Source organism: Georhizobium profundi (genome assembly GCF_003952725.1).
GTDB lineage: Bacteria > Pseudomonadota > Alphaproteobacteria > Rhizobiales > Rhizobiaceae > Georhizobium > Georhizobium profundi.
The window spans coordinates 1425788-1450664 of the sequence record NZ_CP032509.1; the positions used below are offsets into that span (position 1 = coordinate 1425788).

A 24877-nucleotide genomic window follows, 5' to 3' on the forward strand; every position below is an offset into this window, starting at 1 on the left:
TGGGCCAGGAGGAACGGCGTTGCCTAACAAGCGTAGTATCGGCGCTGTGGCCGCCTTCCTGCTTATGGTGCCCATCGTTGGCGGCTGCGCCAATTCCGAAGGCGGTGCCAATGTGGAGCGGCCTTCGGTCCTCAGTCAGGTTTTCCGGCCGGACTTTTCGGCACGGTCTCCGCGCAGCGGCGGCGGCAGCAATGTGGCTGGCGGCTCTCAAGGCAACCGGGAGATCGCGGCATCGCGCATTTTCGGCGCAAGCAACCCCGGCATCGATGGCACGGTGACCGGCCAGACGCCGACATCGACGAATGGCGGCGTGCAGCTCAATTTCGAAGATGCCGACCTGCGGGAATTCATCGACACGGTTCTCGGCCAGACCTTGCAAGTAAACTACACGGTCGACCCCAGCGTTTCCGGAACCGTGACCTTGTCGACGGCGCGGCCGATCGGTCGCGACAGCCTGCTTGAGCTGCTGGAAGCCGTGCTGCGCGTCAACGGCGCGGAGCTCACGCGCAGTGGCGAAACATACCAGGTGATCGAGGCGACATCTGCGACGGCTTCGCGGGTCGATTACGCCAGGGCGGGGGCCGGCTATGGCCTCAGCATCATTCCCTTGCAGTTCATCTCACCGCAGACGCTCAGCCAGCTGATCAACGGATTTGGCGCGCGTCCCGGGTCCCTGCGGGTCGAGACCACGCGCAACTTGCTGATCGTGCTCGGCAGCTCCGCCGACCGGCGATCGGCAATCGAAACGGCCACCGCTTTCGACGTCGACTGGATGCAGGACCAGTCCGTCGGCATTCTGACCATGCGTACGGCAAAACCGGAGGCCGTCATTCCCGAGCTTGAGCGCATCTTCGCTGCGCAGGGCGGCGGCAGCGGCTCAAGCGTCATCCAGTTCATGCCAATGCCGCGACTGCAAGCCGTCCTCGCGGTTTCTCAGAACCGGTCGCTGATCGAACGCGCGCAGACCTGGGTCGAGCGGCTCGACCGCGAGAACGCCGATCTGGATGAAAGCGTCCACGTGTATCGGCTGAAGTACCGCGAAGCTTCAGTCGTTGCCGAACTTCTCAATCAGCTTTTCCAGGGTCAAAGCGCGAGCCCCTCGGACTCCTCGCTTGCACCAGCGGAGGATTTGACGCTGGCTGCAAGCGAGCCTCTGACCCAGGGAGAGCAGTTGATCGACGCGGCTTTCGGTGGCGACAATGCCGTATCGGGTGCTTTTACGGTGGCCTCGCAGCCGGTGCAGATTTTCAATGCGCCGACGGCCAGTGGCGGCATCCCGCGCATTCAGCCCGATACGTCCAACAATTCGATCATCATCTACGGCGATCTCGATGCCCGCCAAAGGGCACTCTCGGCGCTTGGGCGCATCGACGTTCCGCAATTGCAGGTGGCGATCAACATCACCATGGCCGAGGTCCGGCTGACGGACGAGCTGCGCTATGGCGTCCAGTATTTCGTCAAGAGCCAGAATGTGGGGCTCGGCAGCGACAACGGATCGATCGGGCTGTTCAACACGCTCGCCGACAACATCGCGCGCGAACTGCCGGGCTTCAATTTCGTGGTCGGCAGCGAGTCCAGTCCGGACATCATCATCAATGCGCTCGATGCGGTAACCGACGTGCAGGTGCTGTCGTCACCGTCACTCGTTGTGATGGAGAATGAGGAAGCGCGCTTCCAGGTGGGTGACCAGATTCCGATCGTCACGCGCACCGTCACGTCGGTCGAAGACGCGAATGCGCCGGTTAGCAACCAGGTCGAGTATCGCGACACGGGCATCATCATGCGCGTCCGGCCCCGCATTTCCGAAGATGGCATCGTGACCATGCGGATCGAACAGGAAATCTCCGCGGTGTCCTCGAATGCGGGAACGCTGACGCCCGTCATCTCGAATCGCTCGATCTCGAGCAATGTTGCGGTGGTGGACGGACAGACCGTGCTCCTTGGTGGTCTGATCCGCGATCAGTCGGAAGCTGGCAAGGACGGGATCCCGGGTCTGCGACGCATGCGCGGCATCGGCAATCTTTTCGGCAGCACCAACCGGTCCAACGAACGCACGGAGCTTCTGATCCTGATCCGCCCGTCGGTCATTCGCGATGGCAAGGATGCGCAGACGGTTGCGGAAGAGCTGCAGTCGCGCATGTGGGAACTGGGGCCGCGTTCCATCAAGCGCTGAACCGATGTCCATGATGTCGAGGGCAGAGCTGATCGGGATTGGTGCCGGTGCAGCAGGGCTAACGGTTGCCATCGCCTTGACGTCACAGGGAGACTTCGACCCGACATGGCCGTTCGCGCTGTGGCTTGGCGCTCTCTGCCTCGCGATTGCTGTCGAGGATGTGCGCCACCTGCGCGTCGCCGATAGCGCCAATGCGCTTCTGTTTGCCGGTGGTTGCACCTGGCAGGTCCTGCAGTCGCAAGGGGAAGTCTTCGAAACGCTCATGCTCGCGCTTCTGGCCTGCGTCATCTGCGGCGGGGCGTTGTTGGCGGTGCGCGCACTGCATGCGCGCATCACCGGACGCATCGGGCTCGGGCTCGGCGATGTCAAATTCTGTAGTGCCGCCGCGGCATGGACGGGCCTATCTGGATTTCCGTTCATGCTCTTGCTGGCAAGTCTCACGGCCTTGATCGTCTTCGGTCTCATAAGCGTGACCCGCTCTGGCTGGGGCAGGCAGCGGCGATTGCCGTTCGCGGCCTTCCTGGCGCCGGCGCTGTTCATGGCCTGGCTGGGGAGCGCCTCTTCCGCCGGTTCTTTTCTGGACGGGGTGTTTCTGAGCCCCTGATTATCGTGGGTTCGGCCCTTGGTCGCTTATCAGGCTGACTTTCGTCCAGTTGTTCAAGGCGCTGCGCAATCGTAGACTTTTTTCAATTTGATCCGCTGCTGGAGTGCATCGACGATGCTTGGCGGGCCCATGGGACGCTTGTCACTTTCGCTTCGTTTTGCTTTGGCCGGTGCGGTCGTTCTGATCTTAGGAACGATGATTATCGGAAGCTGGGTCGTTGCCCGGATTTCCAGTGGCGTGACCGCCAATGTCGCGATTTCAACCGCGCTGGTTGTCGACGGGTTGGTGACGCCCATCGCCCAGGAGCTGAAGGACAAAAACGTTCTCTCTATCGGGCCCGTTCGGGCGCTCGACGAGTTGCAGAAGAGTGCTCCGCTCGTCAATCGCGTCGTTGGCATGCGCATCTGGAAGCCTGATGGACGTGTCGCCTACAGCAACGATTTCGACATGATCGGCATGCACTTCACGCCTTCCGACGAATTGCGGCGGGCGATCGCTGGAGAGGTCGTGGCAAGCCGCGATTCACTTCATGACGACGAAAGTGCCCGCGTCGCCGCGCTCGGTGTGCCGCTCCTCGAAATCTACAGCCCCGTCCGCGACCGCTGGACAGGCGAAGTTCTGGCGGTGGCCGAATTCTACGAGGATGCAACGAAGCTCGAGGCGATGCTGGCGCAGGCGCGCCGGCAATCCTGGCTCGTCGTCATCGCGACGATGAGCGGCATGGGGCTTCTTCTGTTCGGTGTCGTGCATGGCGGCAATCGGCTGATCGAACGGCAGAAGACCGCGCTGCAAGACGAAATCGAGCGCGTTGCCGCGATGTCGCATCAGAACGCCACGCTGAGAGAGCGGATCGAGCGGGCTTACACGCTGTCGACCGAACTCAACGAGCGCTATCTGCGGCGCGTGAGTGCCGATCTGCACGATGGACCGGCGCAACTCGTCGGGCTCGCTTCGCTCAGGATCGGCAGCCTTCGCGACAGTGCCGACGAAATGCGGCGCCGCTCCGAAGCGGGGCTCGTGCAGCAGGTACTGGGTGAAGCGATGAGCGACATCCGCACGATCTGCCATGGATTGTCGCTGCCGCAGATCGAGAACCAGTCTCTGACCGAGCTGCTCTGGGATGCCGTTCGATCACACGAACGTCGAACCGGCACGAAGGTGGAACTCAGCGTCTGCAACGACGATCTCGACCTGCCGGTTCACCTGAAAATCTGTTGCTACCGCTTCGTGCAGGAAGGCCTGAACAATGCTTTCCGACACGCTGGCGGGAACGACCAGTCGGTGCTTTGCCACCTGGAGCACGGCGTGCTGCATCTCAGCGTGACGAACGGGCCCTATCGGCCGGATCACCTCAGGCCTCCCAACGAGCGCAAAAGCTTAGGACTGGAGGGGCTTCAAGGTCGGTTGGAAGCATTGGGCGGCCGGTTCCATTTCGAGACATTTCCCCAGACCGGCAGCCGGCTGGAAATGTCCGTCCAAGTTGAAAGGATTGCGGCATGAACAGTGCCATACGGCTCGTGGTGGTCGACGATCATCCCCTTTATCGCGATGGCGTGGTGCGCACGCTGAAGGAGCATGACGGTCTGGAGGTGGTCGGCCAGGGTGGATCGGCCGACGATGCGGTGCTGCTGTGCATGGCGCACAAGCCGGATGTCGCCTTGCTCGACGTGTCGATGCGCGGTGGCGGCATCGCTGCCGCCGGTCGGGTGATGGACGCCGTGCCCGACACGAAGGTGATGATGCTGACGGTCTCGGAACAGGACACGGACGTTATCAATGCCTTGGAACAGGGCGTCAAAGGCTATGTCCTGAAGGGCGTGGAAGGCAGCGAACTCGTCTCGATCATTCACCGGGTGGCATCCGGCGAATCCTACGTCGCGCCGTCGCTTGCGGCGGGACTGCTGGTTTCGATGAAGCTGACGATGAAGCGCAATGGCGAGGGCACGCGCGCCAGCATGCTGACGGAACGGGAGGAGGGCATTCTCCGGCTCGTCTCGCTCGGATGCTCCAACAAGGAGATCGGGCGCCATCTCGATCTGCAGGAAAAGACGGTCAAGCATTACATGACCGGCATTTTGCAGAAGCTGAATGTGCGCAACCGCGTGGAGGCCGCCGTCGTCGCCCGCGAGCAGCTCGGCATGCGCCCGGGCGACAGCGCGTAAGCGTCCTTCCGATCGCGCTTCCGGTCTGAAAATCTCGAACAAAAGAAAACCGGCAGCGGCCGAAGCCGCTGCCGGATCGCTGAACCCCTTGGGGGCGGGGGCTAGAAGGCGGAGTTCAGCCGATCGATGTCAGACTGTGTCGCCGCTCTCTCGACGACAGTCTGGTTGGTTGGATCCTTCAGTTCATAACGGCCGTTTTCGACTTCTTCTTTCCAGCCGTCGCTGTAGGTTACTTCAAGGGCAGTGCCCTCGCTTTCTGCTTTCGCGACCGAGCCGCGTTCGCGATCCGGCGAGAAGAATTCCGCCAGGTTGGACGGCCTGCTATCGCGGCCGTGTCTTCCGTGGTGATCGTCGTCGTCATCGTCGTGCCGGCCATGTCGCCTGTCGTCGTCGCGATCCCTGTCTCGGCCGCGATCGTCGGCCCGGTCACCACGATCGTGGTCGTCGCCGCCCCGATCATCGCCGCCACGGTCATCGCCGCCTCGGTCACCACCATGGTCATCGCCGCCACGGTCATCGCCTCCACGATCGCCACCGCCATGATCGCCACCGCCATCGCTGTCGCCGCCGCCGCGACCGGAGCTGTCGCCATCCTTTGCAAAGGACTGGCCGAACTTGAGCTCCAAACGCATCCCCCCATCGCTGTCCTTGACTAGGCCGCCGGTCAGCGCCATTCCGGCTGATACGACCGCCATCGCCAACAGTGTTCGATTGAGTTTTGCCAATGTCATCGAATGCTCCTTGGATATCCGCCACGTGTATTCGTAGTTGCTTTCATAATCGCCGAAAATCCGGCCCGGACCGATGCGCGAGGCTGCGGCCCCTGGGTCGGTCGCGGGTTCGGACCATGGGCTGAACTGTTTCAGACCTGCACATCAGGACATGGCGAAGCCGTGATGGGCTCAAACGCGCCCATTTCCGCCAAACTGCCTGTGGATGGGCGGTCTGATGGCCCGGCAAAGGTCGCTTGCGGCCGGGTTTGCTTCTAAAGTCCAGTGTTTCTGCCATTGCGTCGGGTCTGAAACCGTCAGCCCGCTGAGGACATCTTGAGCCGCTTCCGATTCATCCACGCCGCCGATCTGCACCTGGGCAGTCCCTTTGACGGACTGGCGATCAAGGACCGTGTCATCGCAGAGCGCTTTGCAGCGGCGACGCGCGACGCCTTCTCCGAGCTGGTTCGCCGTGCGATCGAGGAGGAGGTGGCGTTCTTCATCGTCGCGGGTGATGTCTATGACGGAGAATGGCGCGACAATTCGATCGGGCTTTTCTTCAACCGCGAAGTGGCGCGGCTCGACCGGGCGGGCATTCCTGTCTTTTTGCTGAAGGGCAATCACGATGCGGATAGTGTCGTGACGAAGAGCATCACGCTGCCCACGGCGGTCAGCCAATTCGACACCCGCAGGCCCTCCAGCTTCTCGTTGGACGGGCTGAAGGTTTCGCTGCACGGGCAGGGATTTGCGGAGCGGGCGGCAAGCGACAATCTCGCGCGGGCCTATCCGGCGCCGGTGCCGGGGCATTTCAATATCGGCGTGCTTCACACATCGCTCACCGGCAGGCCACCTCATGCCAATTATGCCCCGTGCTCCGTCGATGATCTAAGGGCGCGCGGCTATGATTATTGGGCGCTCGGCCACGTCCACCACCACGAAATCGTCGCCAGCGACCCGCCGATCGTCTTTCCAGGCAATTTGCAGGGCCGGAACATCCGCGAGAGCGGGGAGAAGGGCGCGATCCTCATCAGCGTCGAGGACGGCCGCGTTGCGTCGATCGACCGGCTCGTCGTGGATCAGGCCCGCTGGCAGCAGGTGCGTGTCGATATCTCGCAAGCGGAAACCATGCCGGCGCTGCTGCGGCTTGTCGAAGATGCGCTCGCTTCGAGCTGTGGCGACGTCGCCGGGCGACTGACTGCGCTTCGTGTGACGCTCACCGGTGCCAGTGTGCTTCGCCCGCAGGTCCTGATGGGCCGCGCCGAACTGGTCGACGAGATCCAGGCAGCGTGCCATCGCATCGATCCCGACATCTGGCTGGAGAAGCTCGATCTCCGGGTCGGCCCGATCGAACGCCCGGTCGCGGTGGATGAAGGCGATGCGCGCGTCGATCTGCAGCCGCTGCTCGCCGAACTTGTTCACGATCCGGCCCTCGTCGATGCGGCGGAGGCCGCGTTGCGGGACATTCTGGCGAAGCTGCCTGCGGCGTCCGGCTCGGGCGAGGCTCCGCTTGGCGCGACTGTCGACGAGCTCTTGGCCGAAGCGCGCGACGTGCTGCTTGCGCGCAGCGGGAGCGACTGACCGTGCGGCTGTTGCGCCTCCATCTGCTGCGTTACGGGGCCCTGACCGATCGGGTTCTCGAATTTCGGCCCGATGCGCGCCTCCATGTCGTCTATGGGCAGAACGAGGCCGGCAAGAGCTCAGCGCTATCCTCACTTTCGGACCTGTTTTTCGGTTTTCCTCACCATGCTCACTACGCGTTCCTGCACAATGCGCAGACGCTGAGGCTAGCGGCGACGATCAGGGCGCGCTCGGGCGATGAATTGTCCTTCCGGCGCCGCCGCGGGAAAAAGGATACGCTTCTCGCAGACGACGAGGCGGAAACGCCACTCAAGGACGACGCGCTTGCGCCGTTCCTCGGAGGTTTGTCCCGCCCGGTTTTCGAACGGGCCTTCGGGCTTGATTCCGAACGGTTGCGCCTGGGTTCGCGGGCGATGCTCGACGCCGACGGTGAGGCGGGCGACCTGCTCTTTGCAGCGTCCGCCGGAATTCTTGGCCTGCGTCAGGTCAAGACGGCGATGGATGAGGAGGCGAACGCGCTTTTCACGCCAAGGGCTGCCGCCGGGAAGGCCTTCTACCAAGTGCTCGCCCGCCACGAGGAGGCGCGGCGCCTGGAACGCGACCACGAATTGCGTGCCGGCGACTGGAAATCCGTGAATGATGCCATCGACGATTTAACGGAGCGTCACGCGGCCAAGGTGGCCGAGCGGACAGAGCTTCGGCGGCGCGAGCAGGGTTTGGTTCGGCTGAACCAGTTGCGGCCGATCCTCGCCGAGATCGACCGCGAGAGGGAGCAACTGCGCGCTTTTGCGGATCTCGACCATGTCCCGGAAGGGCAGGGATCGGCGATTTCGGCGGCCCTTGCGACGCTGCGCCAAGCGAACGAACGGGTCGCGGCTGCGGAAAAGGCGCGGGAACGGGCGGAGGCCAAGCGTGCGGATATCGCGATCGACGTTGTCTATCTCGACCACGGGGATGCGATTGCCGAGTTGTTGTCGCAGTCGGCATCCCACCTCAAGGATCTCCGGGATCTGCCGCGGGTCACGGGCGAACGCGACGATTTCAGTCGCCTGCTGGAGGATCTTGCCCATCGTCTGGGGCTGGTGCGCAGCGATCTCGACCGACTTCAACCGACCGATATGGCAATCGCTGGCCTTGCCGAACGTGCCGCGGCCGCGCGGCAGGCGGCGGAGCGTGTTGCCCTGCTGGATGAGCGATTGGCGGCGGAAATGGTGCAGGCCAGCACGCTCGAAGCGCAGGCAACTGAGGTTGCCGCTATCGATCCGCGCCCCTGGCTCGACCGGCTGGAGGCTCTGCGCCCCGACATCGAGTTACTAGGCGATGTGGATAGCCGGACGGTCAAGCTCGAGACGGAGCGGCGCCGGATCGCGGAGGCGGTGAGCAGGCTCGTTCCGCCGGTCAAGGATCTCGATGCGCTGGCGAAGACCAGCCTGCCTGAAGAGACGACGCTTGCGGCTCAGCGCGATCGCATGCGCGATCTGCAGCAGGGCGCGCGCGTGTTGCAGGACCGTATCGATCGCGAGCGTGTCGAAATCGACGCGCTCGAAGCCGAGGCACGCGCCGAGGCGCATCGAGGCGTTACGGCAAGCCCGGCTGCGATCCATCAGGCGCGTTCGGATCGCGATGGTCTGTTCAGAGAGATCGCCGCTTCGTTGACGGGCGAGGCACCGCCGATCGAACCAGCCATCGCCGCAGTCTCGATCGGGCGCTATCGTTCTGCCGTAACGGCAGCCGACGCACTTGCCGACGCCGCACTGGAGCAATCGGACCGGCTGGCGGAGGCGGCGGCGAAGTCCCGCCGGCGGGAAGATCTGCTGCGCAGCCACGCGGCCCTTCTGAAGGACCTCGAAACCGATGAGGCCGCGCAGGCGAAGGCGCAGGCCGAGTTCGCTCGTCCCTTCTCTTCACTCGGTCTGGCTGCTGGTTCACCGGATGAGATGATTGTCTGGAGCCGTGCGCTCGCTGCGCTCCTGGCTGCGCGACAGGCTCTTCTCGAAGAAGAAGACCGTTTGGCGAGCCTCAAACAGACCGCGCAGCAACTGCGCGAGCCGCTGGAGCTGATCGGCCGCGGCATTCGGCTTGAGGGAAGCGAGAGCCTCCCTTTGCGTGCACTTGATCGGGGTTTGCGCGAACGGCTGCGGCAACTGGGCGAAGCGTGGGATGCGAGCCGGGATCTGGCAGCGCGCAAACGGGACACGGCGCGCAGGGTTGAGGATCTTCGCGAACGGCGCGCCGCGTCAGATCGGTCAGCGCAGGAGGCGCTTGCCGCGCTCCAGGCAGAAACCGCACGTCTCGGGTTGTTCGAGCCGGGCACGCCGGCCGAAACCGAAGCTGCGCTTGCTCTGTGGAAGAAGGTGCCCGACCTGCGGCGCGAAGAGGACAACCGCGCGCGACGCGTCGCGGGCATCGAACGCGACATTCGCGGATTTCGCCAAAGCGTCGAAGCGCTCGTTTCGAAGCTGGATGCATCCATGTCGGGCTTTCCGCCGGCCGAGGCGATCCGCGTCTTTCACGACCGGGCCCAGGCGGCACGAACGGCCGACACGATGGATCGTCAGGCGCGACAGGATATCTCGGAGGCCGAGGAAGGGCTTTCGGAGGCGAATGCAGCGCGCGTCGATGCCGAGGAGCGTCTCGCTGCCCTGGTTGCCGGGTTTGGCCAAGCGCCGGATGCGGATGCTATTGCCGGCCGGCTCATCGAACGCGATGGCCTCCGGGTCAGCCTTTCGCGGTGCCGTAGCCGGCTCGGCGAAGTGGCTGCGGGAGAAGACGAGGCCTCGATCCGCGCGGCCATTCAGGAAGCAGATCGGGATGCCGCCTTGCCGGACCTTGCGCAGCTTTCGGAGGACATCCATCGGCTCGACGGTGAGGTCGACGAACTCTTCGCCCAGCTTGCCGCCGAAAAGGCGCGGCGCGAAGGAATGATGGGCGCCAAGGGAGCCGAACTCGCAGCCTTCGAGCGGAAGGCCGCCGAAGCCGAGCTCGTTCAAGTCGCGCGCCAATGGGCCGTGCTGAAATTCGGATCGCTGCTTCTCGGTGCGGCGATGGAACGGCAGCGGGCGGCGCAGAGCAACCCGATGCTGCAAAGGGCAGGCGCGTTATTCTCAGCCATCACCGAAGGCCGGTTCGATGGCCTTCGTCAGCAGTTCGACGAGAACGACCGGCCGACGGTCGTTGCTGTGCGGAGCAATGCCGATTTCGTCGGCGCTTCAGGAATGAGCGACGGGACACGCGACCAGCTTTATTTGGCGCTCAGGCTTTCCTATCTAGAGGATTATGCGGAGAGGAACGAACCGGCGCCTTTCATTGCGGACGACATCTTCCAGACCTTCGACGATGAGCGCACGCTTGCTACACTGAAGGTCCTCGGGGAAACTTCCGAACGGATTCAACCAATCGTTTTCACGCATCACGGACACGTCGTGGAACTTGCGAGGGCTGCTCTTGGTTCTGCGCTCGACGTCGTGGAACTTTAATGGCACCCCCCTTAATCTAAGGGGTTCGGCGAAGCGATGCTGGTCCTATGTTAATGTGAGGTGACTATAACCGGTCCAGATGAGGTGATCGCCGAGATCGCGGAAGTAGAAGCAATGCCGCCTGCTGAGCATGCCGTACTGACGGGCGCCCATTGGGGCCTGACCAGTGCAGAATTGATGAATGCCATGCCCGTTGCTGTGTACACCACAGACAGCGCAGGCTTCATCACGTCCTATAATGACGCTGCCGAGAAGCTTTGGGGCCGAGCTCCGACGTTGAACGAGACGCGCTGGTGCGTCTGGGACACCTTCTTCGACGATTTGGGCGTACCCATTCCAACTGAGGAGTGCCCGATCGCCAGGGCGCTGACGGAAAAGCAGGATATGGAGCCTGTGGAGCTTTGGGCGGTGCGTGCCGATGGCAGTCGCGTCGCCTTTCTTGCTCATCCCAAGCTTCTGCGCAGTGTGGACGGGGAAGTCGAGGGCGCCATCAACACGCTTGTCGACATCACGACGCACAAATCGGCTCAAGCTGCGGAATCGCGGCTATCTGCTCTCGTTGCGTCGTCGGCTGATGCGATCGTGAGCAAGGATCTGAACGGTGTCATCACCAGTTGGAACGATGGCGCCATGCAGCTTTTCGGCTACGGGCCGAACGAGGCAGTCGGTCGTTCAATCCGGATGTTGATCCCGCCGGACAGGGCAGGAGAGGAGGACCTGATCCTCGCGCGCATTCGCGCCGGCGAAAAGGTGGAGCACTTCGAGACCCGCCGACGCCACAAGGACGGGCGGCTGATTGCGGTCTCGCTGACGATTTCGCCGATCCGTTCCCGGCATGGCCAGATCATCGGCGTTTCGAAGATCGCGCGCGATATCTCTGTCCAGCTTGAGCGTGAAGGCCGCATTCGCTCGCTGATGGGCGAAGTCAATCACCGCGTGAAGAACCAGTTCGCAGTCATCTTGTCGATGGTCCGGGAGACGCATCGGCGCAGTGGCGATGCCGGAGATTTCGAAAATCAGGTTCAGGATCGGATCCTGGCCTTGTCGCGCTCGCACGATCTTCTGGTGCAGGGCGACTGGCGCGGCACGACGCTGAATGAGCTGGTGCGGGCGCATGTGCTGCCGTTTGGCCTGGAAGAGCGTATCGAGCTGTCAGGGCCGCGCATTCTCTTGCGACCAATGGCCGTCCAGTATCTCGGCATGGCGTTTCACGAGCTTGCCACGAATTCGGCGCGGTACGGTGTCCTCAAGCAGGATACGGGCAAAATCCTGATCAGTTGGTCCATGGCCGAGAGCGAGAACGGACTGCGCTTTCTGCTCGATTGGCAGGAAGAGTTTCAAGGCCGCTCGACCGCGCCAACGGAAAAGCGATCGGGGCTCGGCATGGCCGTTCTCGAACGCATTGCACCGTCGGCCGTGGGCGGGAAGGGCCTCATCGAGATCGATGCCGAGCAGGCTCGATGGTCACTGAATGCCCCGGCCCGCCAAGTCGAGGTCGCAGAAATCGACCTCGACGAGACGAGCCCATGGTCCAATCTCGGGGCTCAGAGACTTTAAGGTATCTGATTTGTCGCGTTTGCAAGTGAACCGCTACCTACTTCACTTGGAAACGCTAGCTGACCGGCGTGCCGCCATTGGGATGCAGCACCTGTCCCGTGATGTAAGAAGCATCTTCGCAGGCAAGGAACAGCAGCGACGGCGCCACTTCGTTTGGCTGTCCTGGGCGTTTCAGCGGCGTGCTCTTGCCGAATTCCTCGACCTTGTCGGCAGGAAATGAAGCCGGGATGAGGGGCGTCCAGATTGGACCCGGCGCAACGCCGTTCACGCGGATGCCTTTTTCCGCGAGATTGGCCGACAGTGCACGGATGAACGCCAGCAGCGCACCTTTCGTGGAGGAGTAATCCAGAAGCACCGGCTGGCCCCGATAGGCGGTGATCGATGTGGTGCAGATGATCGACGAGCCTTCCTTTAAGTAGGGCAGCGCGTGTTTGGTGATGTGGAAGGCGCCGAACACATTGGTGCGGAACGTGCGCTCCATCTGTTCTTCGGAAATGTCGGTCAGTTCTTCCTGATAGTGCTGCTCGGCGGCATTGTTGACGACGATATCGATGCTGCCGAACTCCTCCACCGCTTGGGCAACGAATGCTTCGGCAACGCCGCTTAGCCCGATATCGCCCATCTTAGCGAAGCACTGCGCCCCTTCTTCCCGAACGAGCCGCATCGTCTCCTCGGCATCGGCCGTCTCTTCTTCATCTTTGTACAGAATGGCAACCTTTGCGCCCTCGCGCGCGAAGAGGATTGCCGTGGCGCGGCCGATGCCGGAATCGCCGCCAGTAATGATCGCGGATTTGCCGCTGAGCCGGCCGGAGCCCGGATAGCGTGGCATGAAATCGGGCTCGGGATGCATCGCTGCCTCCGAGCCCGGCTGGTGGTCCTGTTGCTGGCGTTCTGGTGCCTTGGTCATCGTCGAGATCGCTCCTTGGGGTTCATTCACCCAACAGCAGCGAGGCGATGAAGTTCCTATCAGCGCAGGCCGGCTTTGCGCTCAATGGCGGCACCGGTCCTCTTCGCGACCGTTTCGACCTTTTCTGCGACCGTGGGTCCACCTTGTGCGGACGCAGGAGCGAGCCCCTCGTCCTGCATCGACTCGCGGGCCGTCCGTAGCGTGTCCTTGACCGCATCGGCAGCATCATGGCGGGCTTTGCGAGCGCGCTTCTTGACACCCTCAACCGCATCGTCGTGAAGTTCGCCAAGCAACTCGTCCTCGCGCCGTGTCGATGGCAGAGCCGCGCCGATCGCGATGCCGGCAAGGACTGCGCCAAGGCCGATGATCAGCGGGTCATTGTCGAATGTGCGGCCGATGGCGCTGTCGCGCCACGAGGACCGCTTCGATGTGACTGGCAGGTTTCTCGGATTGTTCATGGGTTGAATCCTTTTTGGCCGTGATCGTGATGACGATTCCGCTGGCCCGGCCGACGCTTTGTAGATCAGCCAGCCGATGCCAGCACCAACAGCGGCGAGCGCCAGCGGCTGACGCGAAAGTGTTTCTGGTAGCGTGTCGTCGCCAAGGCCAGTGCGCTTGGCAGCCTCGTCAACGATTTTACGGACGGAAAACTGGTCGCGCAAAGCGTCCAGCCTCAGGCTCAACTCGGTGCGTTTGAGTTCGACTTCCTGCGCGAGCTCGGCCGATGATCGCCGGATATCAGACATGGGTTACCTCAGGCGCGATCGTCGGTGCCGAGCACCGATGTGGAGCGAGCGGCATCCGTTTCGTGCTCGAAACCGCTCATGCCCGTGCCAGCATTGTCTTCGGCATAGAGGTTCTCATCATCGTCGTAAGCCTCAAGCTCATCGTCTTCGTATTCATATTCCTCAGCCCGATCGCTGCTCGCCTTCAAAAAGCGCGCGATGGTCAAACCTGCCAGCAGTCCACCGGCCACAAACAGGAGCGGGTGTCGGCGCCCGATATCGCGCAGATCGTCGGCCGCGTTGACGATCGAGCGTTCCTGGATGGAGCGAGAGAGATTATCGAGCCCATCGGCCGCTTCGCGGGCAAGCTTGCCGGTCAATGCTGCGCCTGCCGTATCCTCGCGCACGGATCCGCGAACGCGGTTGGCAATATCGTGCAGTCCTTCGGCGAGCGCATCCTTGCGCTGGTCCGCCTCGTCGATGGCCTTCAGCCGGACCTTTTCGCTGAAGGACGCCGCCTTCGATCGCGTGCGCGCGCCGGCGTCGGAAAGCTTCTCGCGCGCATCGTGCATCTCGGCGTCGAGCGCTTCACGAATGGGCGTATGCTTCTCCGATGGGTGATGGCTGGTGTCGATGTCGGTTGGGTGGGGATAGGTTGCCATTGGCTGATCCTTTCACGTGCGGTGGGCCGCGCCTTTGGGATCTGAACCGCTCCTGAAGAAAATTGTTCCTCGATTTCGACGCCGGAAAAATTCGGTCGTGGTGGAACTTCGCTCGGTGGCGCCGGTTTCACGTCCAGCGAACCGCGGCTGCGTCAGCCGGACGCGGCGGTATAGGACACAGGCTGGTTTTTCCGGCTTCCCACCTGGCCTTGGGATTGGCACCCATCCTTGTCCCGCCCAGCTGCGGTTCGCTGCTTCCCAGCCGCTAATTCAGAACGAATGAGAAGATCGTCGCATAGGCGACGACGATGGCGACGATGCCAATGGCGAGTGACAGGGCCACAATGGGGCGCATCGCTGTTCTCCCTCAGACCATGTCGAAGATTTCGTTGGTGATCGCGCCGAAGGGTACTCCGAGCTTCAGGAGGTCCTGGCGTGCGGCGTCGGTCAGCGGCGTTGGCCCGCACAACATGTGCGGCCACTCGCGGCTGTCTTGAGGCAGATGGCGCTTCAGAATTTCGGCCGAGAGGCGGCCCGTTTCGCCGTCCCAATCCTCGGGAGGCTCTTCCAGCACGTGCACGACCTTCAAATCGATCCGGCCGGACAACTCAGCGAGTTCATCGCGGAAGGCGGCATCGTCCCAGGTCTTGTTGCAGTAGAACAGGACGGCAGGCCGCTTGTCACGTCTGGAATCCATCGCATGGAGGTTGGAGATCATGGGTGTGATGCCTACGCCGCCCGCGATCATGATAAAGCCGTCAGCGTCCGGGTGGGTGTCGATCGAAAACGTGCCGTAGGGACCGTCGAGATAGGCGACGGCGCCTTTTTCGACTTCCACCGCCTGTTCGGTGAAGTCGCCGAGTGCCTTGATCGACAGCGTCACGTCGGGACCATGCTCGGGCGGGGAGGAGATCGTGAAGGGGTGCTCGCCGAGGCCAAATGGCGACCGCTCGAGCGTCAGCCAAGCGAATTGACCCGGCTTATGGTTGCTCAGCGGCTTGCCCTGCGGCCTCAGCACGAGTTGGTGGACGCCGCCGTGGTGGGCGATGTTGTCGACAACGATCCAGGGATTTCTCTTCTGGTTCCAAGGCTTGCCAATGCGCACCCAGAGCAGCATGGCCAGCCAGCCGATGGTCACGCCCAACCAGAGAAAGCGCGTGCTTGGATCGGCAGTGAAACGCCCGACGCCGAGGACATGGGCGATGGCCGCGCCGAAGCCGACGATGGCGAGCGCCACGTGCAGATAGCGCCACCAGCCATATTCGAGCTTCAGCCATTTGCGCAGTTCGGATGTCACGACAAGCCCGGCGAAGCACAACAGCGCGAGGCGAGCGGCCGTCAATTCCCAGCGTGCATCGAGAGGGTTGAGAACGCCCAGCGCTTCCTCGAACCAGAAGTACAGTATGCCGAAATGCGCGAGCATCAGGCCGAGCGCGCCGATCGCCATGTAGCGGTGGAAGACATAGACGATGTCGACACCGAAGGGGTGCGACAGCCGCCGGAAACGGGCGGTCAAGGCAAATTGCAGCCCGGCCACGGCAAGCGCGCCGAAGCCGAAACCCATCGACAGATCGAACAGGAAGCCATTGCCCTCGACCCGCTCGCCGCGAAGAAGGACGAGAAAAGGCAGCGCCAGCACCGCCGGAATTGCCGCAATCCAGGCAATTTGCCTCACGGTTCGGCTCATGCGCGGCTCCCTTGAGCGGTCAATGGCACGGGCTTAGCGCCACGACCGGGCCGAAGGTGAAGATGATGCAGAAGAGGGCCACGATGTTGAGCCTGTCTGCCGCCACGCCGATCGTATCGCGGCGTTCATGCAGTTCCGATCGACGATAGAGGCGGATCATTCCGATGTTCGCGATACAGGCCAGCAGGGCGAGGGTGACAAGCACGATGCGCTGCAGCGACAGGCCGAACGCATAGTCGGTCATGTGCCAGCGAAAGGCACAGCCGAGCGTCAGCACCATGTAGAGCGTGAGGAAGGTGAGCGACCACAGGCCGAAACCGGCCACCAGCCATAGAATTGGGAAGCGTCTGGCGGTTCCAGTTGCGGGGCCGGTCATTGCTGATCTCCGCTCGGGATGTTGAAGCCGATCAGAAGCGGCAGCAAGAGGACCAGGCCGACACCCGCCAGGACGGACACGGCCGTATAGTCGTGCCACAGCTTGCCGATCCTGAGGTCGAGCGTCCGGCGCGCCGAAACATAGCCTGCGTGCTGACGCCACGCGCCGAAGCCGGCAAAGATCACTCCAAGGCCTGCGTGCAGTGCGCAGTAACCCAGTACGACGAAGCTCGCAGCCAGATAGGCGTGGCTCGTCGGGTCGGGAATGGCGGTTGCCATCAGAAAGACGAGGATCAGGCAGGTTGCAAGCTGAGCCGCCGTTGCCAGCACCTGCGGCACCAGTGCCGAAGCGGACTTTTGGGCCGCGGCAATGCCGCTTCGCGCCAAAAGCGTCGCCGCTGCCGAAAGCAGGACCGCTGCAAGAGGCAGGACAAGGCCAGGCTCTGCAATGGCGGGTGGCGGCCAGCCCGGGGCGACGAGCCAGAGGAACAAAACGCCGAACAGCAGCGAGGTATAGAGCGTCGTGTTACCGACGAGCGCAAAGACCATCGCCCACCAGGAGGGAGGACGGTCCACCTCATAGTGGATCGGGAGGTCCAGCCCGTTGCCGATGGGCAGACGGCCGTGATCTTCGCGGAAGCCGCACGGCACCGTCCAGGCCAGCAGAAGAACGACGACGCCGGCCAGAGGGACGAGCGAAATCCAGTAGAGCTTGAAAAGCAGGCACAGCACGAAGGCGCCGGTGGCGATCGCGGTATAAAGCGGCAGGAAGGTGGAGTTCGGCAAAAGCACGATGTGGTCGGGCTTTCCCGTCGTCATGTCGACGGCGAGAGTCTCCATCCAGCCATTGCGCGTGAAACCGAGATAGCCTTTGCCAGCGGCGAGCTCGGGGCCGATCTTTGCCGGCTCCAGTCCGTCGGCGCGCCGATCGATCTGCGGCAGTGACGCAAAAGCATAGGACGGAGGTGGCGTCGCTGTCGCCCATTCCAGCGTCCCTGCCTTCCAGGGGTCGCGACCATGCGCCTTGCCGAAGCGGACCTGAAGGATGATGTCGACCACGACGAGCGAGAAGCCGATCGTCATGATGAAGCCGCCGACCGATGACAGGAAGTTCAGCCACTCCCAGCCGACCCCGTCCGGATAGGTGTGGACACGTCGCGGCATCCCCCGAAGACCTGTCAGGTGCATCATGAAGAAGGTGATGTGGAAGCCGACAAAGATCAGCCAGAAGGCCGGCACGGACAGATGGTGCACCGGAAATTTGCCGGTGATGTGCGGCAGCCAGTAATAGGCAGCGGCGAGCATTGGGAAGACGAAGCCGCCGACCAGTACGTAGTGAAGGTGTGCCACGACGAAGTGGGTGTCGTGCGCCTGCCAGTCGAAGGGCACCATCGCCAGCATCACGCCGGTCAATCCGCCCATCACGAAGACGACGAAGAAGCCGACCATGTAGAGCATCGGCACATCGAAGCGCGGCCGGCCCTGGGAGAGCGTCGCGAGCCAGGCGAAGATCTGGACGGCGGTGGGAATGGCGACAAGGGCGCTCGCGGCCGAGAAGAAAGCCAGCGCCAGATGGGGGATGCCGACCGTGAACATGTGGTGGACCCACAGGCCGAAGGACAGGAAGCCGACTGCGATCGCAGCAACCACGATCGCGCCATAGCCGACGAGCCGGGTCTGCGCGAACACCGGCAGCATGGTAGAAATGGCGCCGGCGGCGGGAAGGAAGATGATGTAGACCTCCGGATGGCCGAAAAGCCAGAAGAGGTGCTGCCAAAGCAGCGAGTCACCGCCTCGCAGCGGGTCGAAGAAGGGCAGGTCGAAGGCCCGCTCCAGTTCCAGAAGCACCGAGGCGAGGATCATCGGCGGGAAGCCGACCAGCATCATCAGGGCGACGACGAGCAGATACCAGGCAAAGATCGGCATGCGGGTGAGCGACATGCCCGGCGCCCGCAGCTTGAGGATCGAAACGGTGATCTCGACCGCGGCCGACATGGCCGAAATCTCGACGAAGGTGATGCCGAGCAACCAGACGTCGGCATTGATCCCCGGCGTATAGGTCGACGAGGACAGCGGCGTGTACATGAACCAACCGCTGTCGGGCGCCACTCCGAAGAGCAGCGCGACGATCAGGATCGAGCCGCCGAAAATGTAGCAATAGAAGCCGAAGGCGGTGAGCCTTGGGAAGGCGAGGTCGCGTGCGCCGAGAAGCTTCGGCAGCAGGTAGATCGCGAAGCCCTCGAACATCGGAATCGCGAAGAGGAACATCATCACCGTGCCATGCATGGTGAAGACCTGATTGTAGATATCCGGTCCGAGGAAAGCGCTGTCGGCGGTCGCGAGCTGGATGCGGATCAGCATCGAAAGCACGCCGCCGATCGCGAAGAAGGTGAAGGCGGCGATCATGAACCGGCGGCCGAGCACGGTGTGATTGACGGCCGCCAGGCGTCCGAGCCCAGGCTTCGTGTCCCAGATTTTGGCCAGCGCATGGTGCAGGCGGATCGCGTCGCTGGCTGGTTCGGGCGTCGTCGTCATTGCGATGCTTCCGTTGCGGCGCCGCTCACGGTGGCGACGTAGTCTTCTGGTTCATGGGCTTCTACGGTGAAGTCCATGTTTGTGTGGCCGACGCCGCAAAACTCGGCGCAGACGCCGGCATAGGTGCCGGGTCGGTCGGCTAGTAGACGCAGAACATTCTCATGCCCCGGAATGGCGTCGAGCTTGCCGCCGAGCCTGGGCACCCAGAACGAATGAATGACGTCTTCGGCGGTGATGACGATGTCGACGGGCTCACCGGCGGGGATGTGCAACACCGAGATTGTTTCGGCAGCACCCTCGCGGTCAGGGTAGGAAAAGGTCCAGGCCCACTGGCTTGCCCGCGCCTCGACGCGCTCGGGTGCGCTGGCGAGGGGGCTGGCGATGAGCCTTTCGCCCATTGCGAGGGCGAAGATGACGAGGGCGGTCAACACGACGATCGGCATGGCGAGCCCGCCCCACACGATCCAGCGACGCGGCGAGAGGCTCTTGCCGAAGCCCGGCTTGAGAAGTGTTGCCAGAAGCAGGCCGATCGTCAGGACAAACAGGATGACCGAGCCGGCGAACATGACGTAGAAGAGATTTGCAATGGCACCCGCCGATGGCCCTGCCGGGTCAAGCGTGGACAGCGGGCCTGCGCAGCCGGCAAGCGTAGCGCCACCGGCGGCGAGGAACGTTGCCTTGATCCATAAGTTGCGGGCCGGCAAGGGAGCGCGGCGCGAACCCAACGGAGTGATGGAATGAGCGAAACGGAAAATCTCGAAAGCCCGGTGATCCAGAAGGTCGCCGAAAGCAAGATCGATTCCGCCATCGCCGTTGCCGGTCACCCGATCCATGCCATGAGTGTCCATTTTCCCATCGCGCTGGTCTTCGCCACGCTCGGTGCCGATGTGTTCTACTGGTGGAGCGGTGATGAGTTCTGGGTCAGGGCATCGGTCTGGTCGTCGGGTTTTGCCTTCGCCACGGGCGTCGCGGCCGGTCTGGTGGGCACAGCCGAACTGCTGTTCGTGCGCGGCATTCGCATTCGCGTGGCAAGCTGGACCCATGCGGTGGCGGCGATGACCCTGATCGCGATCATGGGCACCAATTGGGGCATGCGGCTTGCCGATGACGCCATGATCCTGCCGCACGGACTTCTGCTGTCGGTCCTCGCGGGCATCATGGCCGGAATGGCCGGATGGCACGGTGGCAAGCTTGTGTTCGATCATGGTGTCGGACTGGTCATAAATAGCGATCAATGAATGGCTGGAACATGTCGCCAAGGGCGCCAGGCTCCGACAGGATGTCAGGCAGGAGTTGATCTCCGAGATCCGGCTTCAGCAGCACCACGCCAATGATCGCAGTCGCGACGATCACTGTGAGGATCGTGACGACGACAGCCCGCCAGCTCGAATAGGTCTCGCCTTCCCGGAACAGCCGGATGATGACGAGACCCGTCAGCACGTGGACGACCACGAGCAGCGCGACCAGCAAGAGCTTCAGATGGAACCACGGCTCGAAGGTCTCCTGCACGAGGATGAGCGCCGTGCCGGTCGCGATCGCGACGAAGGCGGCCGGTGAGATCAGGGCCACGTAGGCGAACCTGACCATGCCCTGCAGGCGATAAAGCGTGTCGTCATCGCGTGCATGGGCGCGCTGGACGTAGAGCCCCGGCAGGCTAACGAGCCCGGCGCTCCAGATCGCAATCGTCGCGATGTGAAGGAATTTCAGCCATACCATCATCCTCGGTCATGCCCGGTGGATGCGGCGAGGCGCTCCTGGACCAGCGATGACGAGAAGATCAGGGCGACCAGGAGGTAAGGCAGGGCAGCCGGTACCCACATGAGGATGCCCGCCAGCTGCTGGTCTGCCAGGGGCGACAGGCCGAACGCCTCTGTCGTCGCAATGTGGTGGCCATAAAGCGGCGTGCGGGCAAAGGTCAGCAGCGCTCCCAGCATGCCCATCTGAACGATCGAGCCGAAAAGCGCGGCCAGGGCCGGCAGACAATGCGCGCGGCGCGCTGCAAAGATCAGCTGCCACAGGAAGATGGCGGAACCGAGCAGCGTCATCTCCATGGCCCAATAGATCCAGTGGGACGACAGCGCGAACGCGTAGGGCGCCGGTGCATGCCAGATCCAGACGAAGATCGTGTGAACGAGAAACGCTGCCGACAGCAGCCCGGAGTTGCGCGGCCGGCGCATCGGCAAAGCGAGCGCGATCAGGGGGGCGGCGATCGCAATCAGCATCACATGGTGGAAGATGCGCGCCGAGAAGAGCGCGGAGCTCAGCGCGCAGAGCGGCGAGACGAACGCGATGAACAGTGTGGCAGAGGCAGCCACTGCGTAGAGCCGGCCGTGCCGCGTGGCTGCATTGCGGGAATTTGCGATGAGAAGGCCAGTCGTGACGAACAAAGCGCCCAGGAGGTACGGGTCGAAGTTCCAGCTCTGCCAGAGCGTGCCCGGCGTGGGGCTCGGGCCGCAATAGACCTCTGAATTCATGTGGGGCGCTTCCTTGCTGTCACGCGCATCCTTTCATTTCACGACGCGAATTCAAACTGAATTTGGTCAAAAAATCAGATCGGGCGGGATTGACCCGCCCGATCATGTTGCTGCCTAGGCGATTCCGCAGCGGCGTGCCACCGCCGGGCAGACCGGCAATCTTCTTTCTACAGCTTTACTTTGGGTTCGCGTGCCCAAAGCCGCAGCTTGCCGCACATCTCGATGAAGCCCGAAATGTCTTCGGCGCTCTCGATTTGGACCACGCCCTCATCGATTTCGATCGCTGCTTTGTCCAACAACGGGCGGGCGTCCTCGACGAAGGCGATGAACTTGCAGTGCGCGAAAGCATCGGCGACGAAATCGCGCGCGGTGGCTTCCTTCACTAGTTTTTCCGCACCTTCCGGGCTGACGATGATGGCGACGGCATCGTAGAGAACCGAAGGGCCGCCATCGATCATCTGGTCGCCTTCGATGAAAGACCCGTCGGAGGCTTCCACGCCGCCGACCTTCGGAGCGACGATCTCGATGTTTGCACCTTCCTCGGCCAGAGCCGAGCGCAGGGCTTCCACCAGATCGGCGTCGCAACCGTCGCTGACCAGCACGCCGAGCTTGCGTCCCTCGAAGCTTTCGGGCCCATTCTGGATGATCGACAGGGCCGCCGATGGCTCCAGATCGTCGCGCGGGGAGACGGCGGCGTCAGCCGCTTCCGGCATTTCACGAATGCCGAGATTTTCGGCCACCATCGTCGCCAGCGCCTCGTCGATGTTGAGCAGATGCGCAACCATCCGTTCTCGGATTGCCAACGTCTCGACCTTGGAAAGCTCGAATGTCAAAGCCATCGCGATGTGCTTCTGCTCGACAGCTGTCTGGCTGCTATAGAATTGCCGCGCCTGACTATAGTGGTCGGCAAAGCTTTCGGCGCGCAGCCGGACCTTGGGGCCCTCGACCTCGTCGCGATAGGATCGATGACCGCGTTTGGGATCTTCGCGCGGACCCTCTCCCCACGAATTGGGCTGGTAGTTCGCTCTCCCGACGGGATTGCGCATCGCCATGTGCCCGTCCTGCTGGAAATTGTGCATCGGGCACTTAGGCGCATTGATCGGCAAATGCGTGAAGTTGGTGGAGCCCAACCGCTTCAGCTGCGTATCCAAATAGGAAAAATTGCGGCCCTGAAGCAGCGGATCGTTCGAGAAATCGATGCCGGGCGGGACGTTCTGGGTCATGAACGCGACCTGCTCGGTCTCCGCGAAGAAATTGTCCGGCATGCGATCAAGCACGAGGCGACCAACGGGGATCGGCTTGATAACCTCTTCCGGTATCAGCTTAGTCGGATCGAGCACATCGAAGTCGAAGCTGTCGGCAAAGTCCTGGTCGAACAGCTGGACGCAGAGCTCCCATTCCGGAAAGTCGCCGGCCTGGATGGCGTCCCAGAGATCGCGGCGGTGGAAGTCGGGGTCGGCGCCGTTGATCTTCACGGCCTCGTTCCAAACCACGGATTGAAGCCCGAGCTTCGGCTTCCAGATGAACTTGACGAAGGTGGACTCGTCGTTCTCGTTCAACAACCGGAATGTGTGGACGCCGAAGCCTTCCATGAACCGGAAGGAGCGCGGGATCGTCCGGTCCGACATGATCCACATGATCATGTGCATCGATTCCGGCGTCAGCGATATGAAGTCCCAGAAATTGTCGTGTGCCGACTGGGCCTGCGGAAAGCCGCGATCGGGTTCAGGCTTTACCGAGTGGACGACGTCGGGAAACTTGATCGGATCCTGGATGAAAAACACCGGAATATTGTTGCCGACGAGATCCCAATTGCCTTCCTTGGTATAGAGCTTGACCGCAAAACCGCGCACGTCGCGTGCCAGGTCGAACGAGCCTTTCGATCCTGCGACGGTGGAGAACCGAACGAAAGCTGGCGTCTTTTCGCCGGCGCGCTGAAAAATGTCGGCGCGGGTGAATTCCGCAAGTGAATCGTAAGTTTCGAAATAGCCGTGGGCACCGTAGCCACGCGCATGCACGACGCGCTCGGGAATGCGCTCGTGGTCGAAATGAAACATTTTCTCGCGAAAATGAAAGTCCTCGATCAAGGCAGGACCGCGCTCGCCGTATTTCAACGTGTTCTGGTCGTCGGCCACCGGCACGCCATGCGCCGTTGTCAGGACTGGCTGGCCTTCCTCTGCCACCTGGTGGAGTTCGCCGCCATTGCCTCGCTGCAGTGTCAGATCATGCACGGTCGTCGTATCGGATCGGCGCGCGCTCCGCTTCTTCGTATCGGCCATGGTGGGGTCTTCCTTCTTGAGCTGATATCCCCCGCTTGAGGGGCACGTCGGCCGAAGCGCCGAGCAAGCGGTATGTTCCAGCTCTTGAGGGGTAGTTGGCGCGGCCTGACTCATTTCGTGATCGGCTAAAGCACGCTGCTACGTTGTCAAAGCGCCCGTGTTGTGCGAATGAACATTCGCTCTCATGTTGGATCGCGCGGTTTCCATGAATATTTCAGTGCTTCTCAAAGCGGCCGATACGCCGGAAACCGCCCAGGACTGCCGCCGGCGCCATATCATGGAAGCCGCCGAGCGCTGTTTCGCGCGATCCGGCTTTCACAAGACTTCGATGCAGGAGATCTGCGCGGAGGCGGCGATGAGCCCCGGCGCGCTCTATCGCTACTTCAAATCCAAGGAAGCAATCATCGAGGCCATTTGTCTCGATGAGCGGCAGCGCTGCCATGGCACGCTGGAGCCGCTTCTCGTGGAGGGCGATTTTACCGAAGCCTTCGTCGACATGGCCATGGCCTATTTCGAGCAGATGCGCCGGCCCGGTGCCACGCCCATGATGCTCGAAGTTTTTGCGGAGGGCCTGCGCAATGGCGCGGTTGGTCGAAACTTCCTCGAAAACGAGGCGATGGTGCGCGAGCACATCAGCGATTTCGTCAAACGGGCAGCGGATCGCGGTGACATCGATGCGACTGTCGACCATGATGCGGCGATCGGGATGATGATGGCGCTCGGTGAAGGCATCGTCATGCGTTCGGCGATCGATCCGGCGCTTGAGCCGGAGCGTATTCGCGCGATGCTGGCTGCGATGATCGATGCAGTGTTCGGGCGCGGAAAGCGCCGTTGAGAGACTTTTGTCGCCGCCGACCTTTGGCGGATGACGCAGACTGAATGGCATGCATTGTTGGAAACACGACCGCTCGATGGCTGTGGAGCCCATTTGCTCCTCAAAACTTCGATGCGCGCTTTTGCGGAACCAGTAACG

20 protein-coding genes are annotated in these 24877 nt (G+C 62.5%); 9 read left to right on the top strand and 11 right to left on the bottom strand.

What is annotated here, in order from left to right; all coding sequences use genetic code 11:
* The first annotated feature begins 19 nt into the window (after nucleotides 1–19).
* The 4 genes from gspD (at nucleotide 20) to D5400_RS06615 (ending at nucleotide 4939) form a co-directional block, all read left to right on the top strand.
* Nucleotides 20–2173: a type II secretion system secretin GspD gene (gene gspD / locus D5400_RS06600; RefSeq protein WP_245451460.1), complete on the top strand. Its 2154-nt coding sequence runs from the start codon at nucleotides 20–22 to the stop codon at nucleotides 2171–2173.
* Between the two features lie 4 nt (nucleotides 2174–2177).
* A complete protein-coding gene (locus D5400_RS06605; protein ID WP_164527812.1) occupies nucleotides 2178–2777 on the top strand; it encodes a prepilin peptidase in 600 nt (199 codons plus the stop codon).
* 129 nt (nucleotides 2778–2906) lie between these two features.
* On the top strand, nucleotides 2907–4277 hold the full coding sequence (locus tag D5400_RS06610) for a sensor histidine kinase (RefSeq protein WP_164527813.1): 1371 nt from the start codon (nucleotides 2907–2909) through the stop codon (nucleotides 4275–4277).
* Entirely contained in the window at nucleotides 4274–4939 is a 666-nt protein-coding gene (locus D5400_RS06615) for a response regulator (RefSeq protein WP_126008826.1), read from the top strand. The genes D5400_RS06610 and D5400_RS06615 overlap by 4 nt, the downstream gene beginning before the upstream one ends.
* Before the next feature lie 101 nt (nucleotides 4940–5040).
* Here D5400_RS06615 and D5400_RS21065 read toward each other — a convergent pair whose 3' ends face one another.
* Nucleotides 5041–5670 carry a hypothetical protein gene (locus tag D5400_RS21065; protein ID WP_164527738.1) on the bottom strand — a complete coding sequence of 210 codons (630 nt, stop codon included), beginning with the start codon at nucleotides 5668–5670 and terminating at the stop codon, nucleotides 5041–5043.
* Between the two features lie 315 nt (nucleotides 5671–5985).
* On the opposite strand from D5400_RS21065, the gene D5400_RS06625 reads away from it, so the two are divergent.
* From D5400_RS06625 to D5400_RS06635, 3 genes are all read left to right on the top strand, one after another.
* Nucleotides 5986–7227 carry a metallophosphoesterase family protein gene (locus tag D5400_RS06625; RefSeq protein WP_126008828.1) on the top strand — a complete coding sequence of 414 codons (1242 nt, stop codon included), beginning with the start codon at nucleotides 5986–5988 and terminating at the stop codon, nucleotides 7225–7227.
* Nucleotides 7228–7229: 2 nt separating this feature from the next.
* Nucleotides 7230–10703: a YhaN family protein gene (locus tag D5400_RS06630; protein WP_164527814.1), complete on the top strand. Its 3474-nt coding sequence runs from the start codon at nucleotides 7230–7232 to the stop codon at nucleotides 10701–10703.
* 114 nt (nucleotides 10704–10817) lie between these two features.
* Nucleotides 10818–12260, top strand: a complete 1443-nt coding sequence (locus tag D5400_RS06635; RefSeq protein ID WP_245451461.1) for a PAS domain S-box protein — start codon at nucleotides 10818–10820, stop codon at nucleotides 12258–12260.
* A gap of 55 nt (nucleotides 12261–12315) precedes the next feature.
* Here the strand turns inward: D5400_RS06635 and D5400_RS06640 are convergent, their stop codons facing one another.
* The 7 genes from D5400_RS06640 to coxB form a co-directional block, all read right to left on the bottom strand.
* Entirely contained in the window at nucleotides 12316–13167 is an 852-nt protein-coding gene (locus D5400_RS06640) for an SDR family oxidoreductase (protein WP_245451462.1), read from the bottom strand.
* A gap of 59 nt (nucleotides 13168–13226) precedes the next feature.
* On the bottom strand, nucleotides 13227–13625 hold the full coding sequence (locus D5400_RS06645) for a hypothetical protein (protein WP_126008832.1): 399 nt from the start codon (nucleotides 13623–13625) through the stop codon (nucleotides 13227–13229).
* 296 nt (nucleotides 13626–13921) lie between these two features.
* Nucleotides 13922–14554 (bottom strand): hypothetical protein, encoded by a 633-nt coding sequence (locus tag D5400_RS06650; RefSeq protein ID WP_126008834.1) that lies wholly within the window; start codon nucleotides 14552–14554, stop codon nucleotides 13922–13924.
* A gap of 367 nt (nucleotides 14555–14921) precedes the next feature.
* A complete protein-coding gene (locus D5400_RS06655; protein WP_126008836.1) occupies nucleotides 14922–16241 on the bottom strand; it encodes a ferredoxin reductase family protein in 1320 nt (439 codons plus the stop codon).
* Nucleotides 16242–16260: 19 nt separating this feature from the next.
* On the bottom strand, nucleotides 16261–16617 hold the full coding sequence (locus D5400_RS06660; RefSeq protein WP_126008838.1) for a hypothetical protein: 357 nt from the start codon (nucleotides 16615–16617) through the stop codon (nucleotides 16261–16263).
* Nucleotides 16614–19151: a cytochrome c oxidase subunit I gene (ctaD, locus tag D5400_RS06665; RefSeq protein ID WP_126008840.1), complete on the bottom strand. Its 2538-nt coding sequence runs from the start codon at nucleotides 19149–19151 to the stop codon at nucleotides 16614–16616. The genes D5400_RS06660 and ctaD overlap by 4 nt, the downstream gene beginning before the upstream one ends.
* Entirely contained in the window at nucleotides 19148–19855 is a 708-nt protein-coding gene (gene coxB / locus D5400_RS06670; protein ID WP_245451463.1) for a cytochrome c oxidase subunit II, read from the bottom strand. Before coxB ends, ctaD begins: the two co-directional genes overlap by 4 nt.
* Nucleotides 19856–19888: 33 nt before the next feature.
* On the opposite strand from coxB, the gene D5400_RS06675 reads away from it, so the two are divergent.
* Complete coding sequence (locus D5400_RS06675; RefSeq protein WP_126008844.1) at nucleotides 19889–20389, top strand: DUF2231 domain-containing protein; 501 nt, start codon at nucleotides 19889–19891, stop codon at nucleotides 20387–20389.
* Here the strand turns inward: D5400_RS06675 and D5400_RS06680 are convergent.
* From D5400_RS06680 to katE, 3 genes are all read right to left on the bottom strand, one after another.
* Complete coding sequence (locus D5400_RS06680; RefSeq protein WP_126008846.1) at nucleotides 20370–20870, bottom strand: CopD family protein; 501 nt, start codon at nucleotides 20868–20870, stop codon at nucleotides 20370–20372. The two genes, D5400_RS06675 and D5400_RS06680, sit on opposite strands and share 20 nt — an antisense overlap.
* On the bottom strand, nucleotides 20867–21625 hold the full coding sequence (locus D5400_RS06685) for a cytochrome c oxidase assembly protein (protein WP_126008848.1): 759 nt from the start codon (nucleotides 21623–21625) through the stop codon (nucleotides 20867–20869). Before D5400_RS06685 ends, D5400_RS06680 begins: the two co-directional genes overlap by 4 nt.
* Nucleotides 21626–21792: 167 nt before the next feature.
* Nucleotides 21793–23904 (bottom strand): catalase, encoded by a 2112-nt coding sequence (gene katE, locus D5400_RS06690; protein ID WP_126008850.1) that lies wholly within the window; start codon nucleotides 23902–23904, stop codon nucleotides 21793–21795.
* A gap of 205 nt (nucleotides 23905–24109) precedes the next feature.
* Here katE and D5400_RS06695 point away from each other — a divergent pair, with 205 nt between their 5' ends.
* On the top strand, nucleotides 24110–24739 hold the full coding sequence (locus D5400_RS06695; protein ID WP_164527815.1) for a TetR/AcrR family transcriptional regulator: 630 nt from the start codon (nucleotides 24110–24112) through the stop codon (nucleotides 24737–24739).
* Nucleotides 24740–24877: the final 138 nt, after the last annotated feature.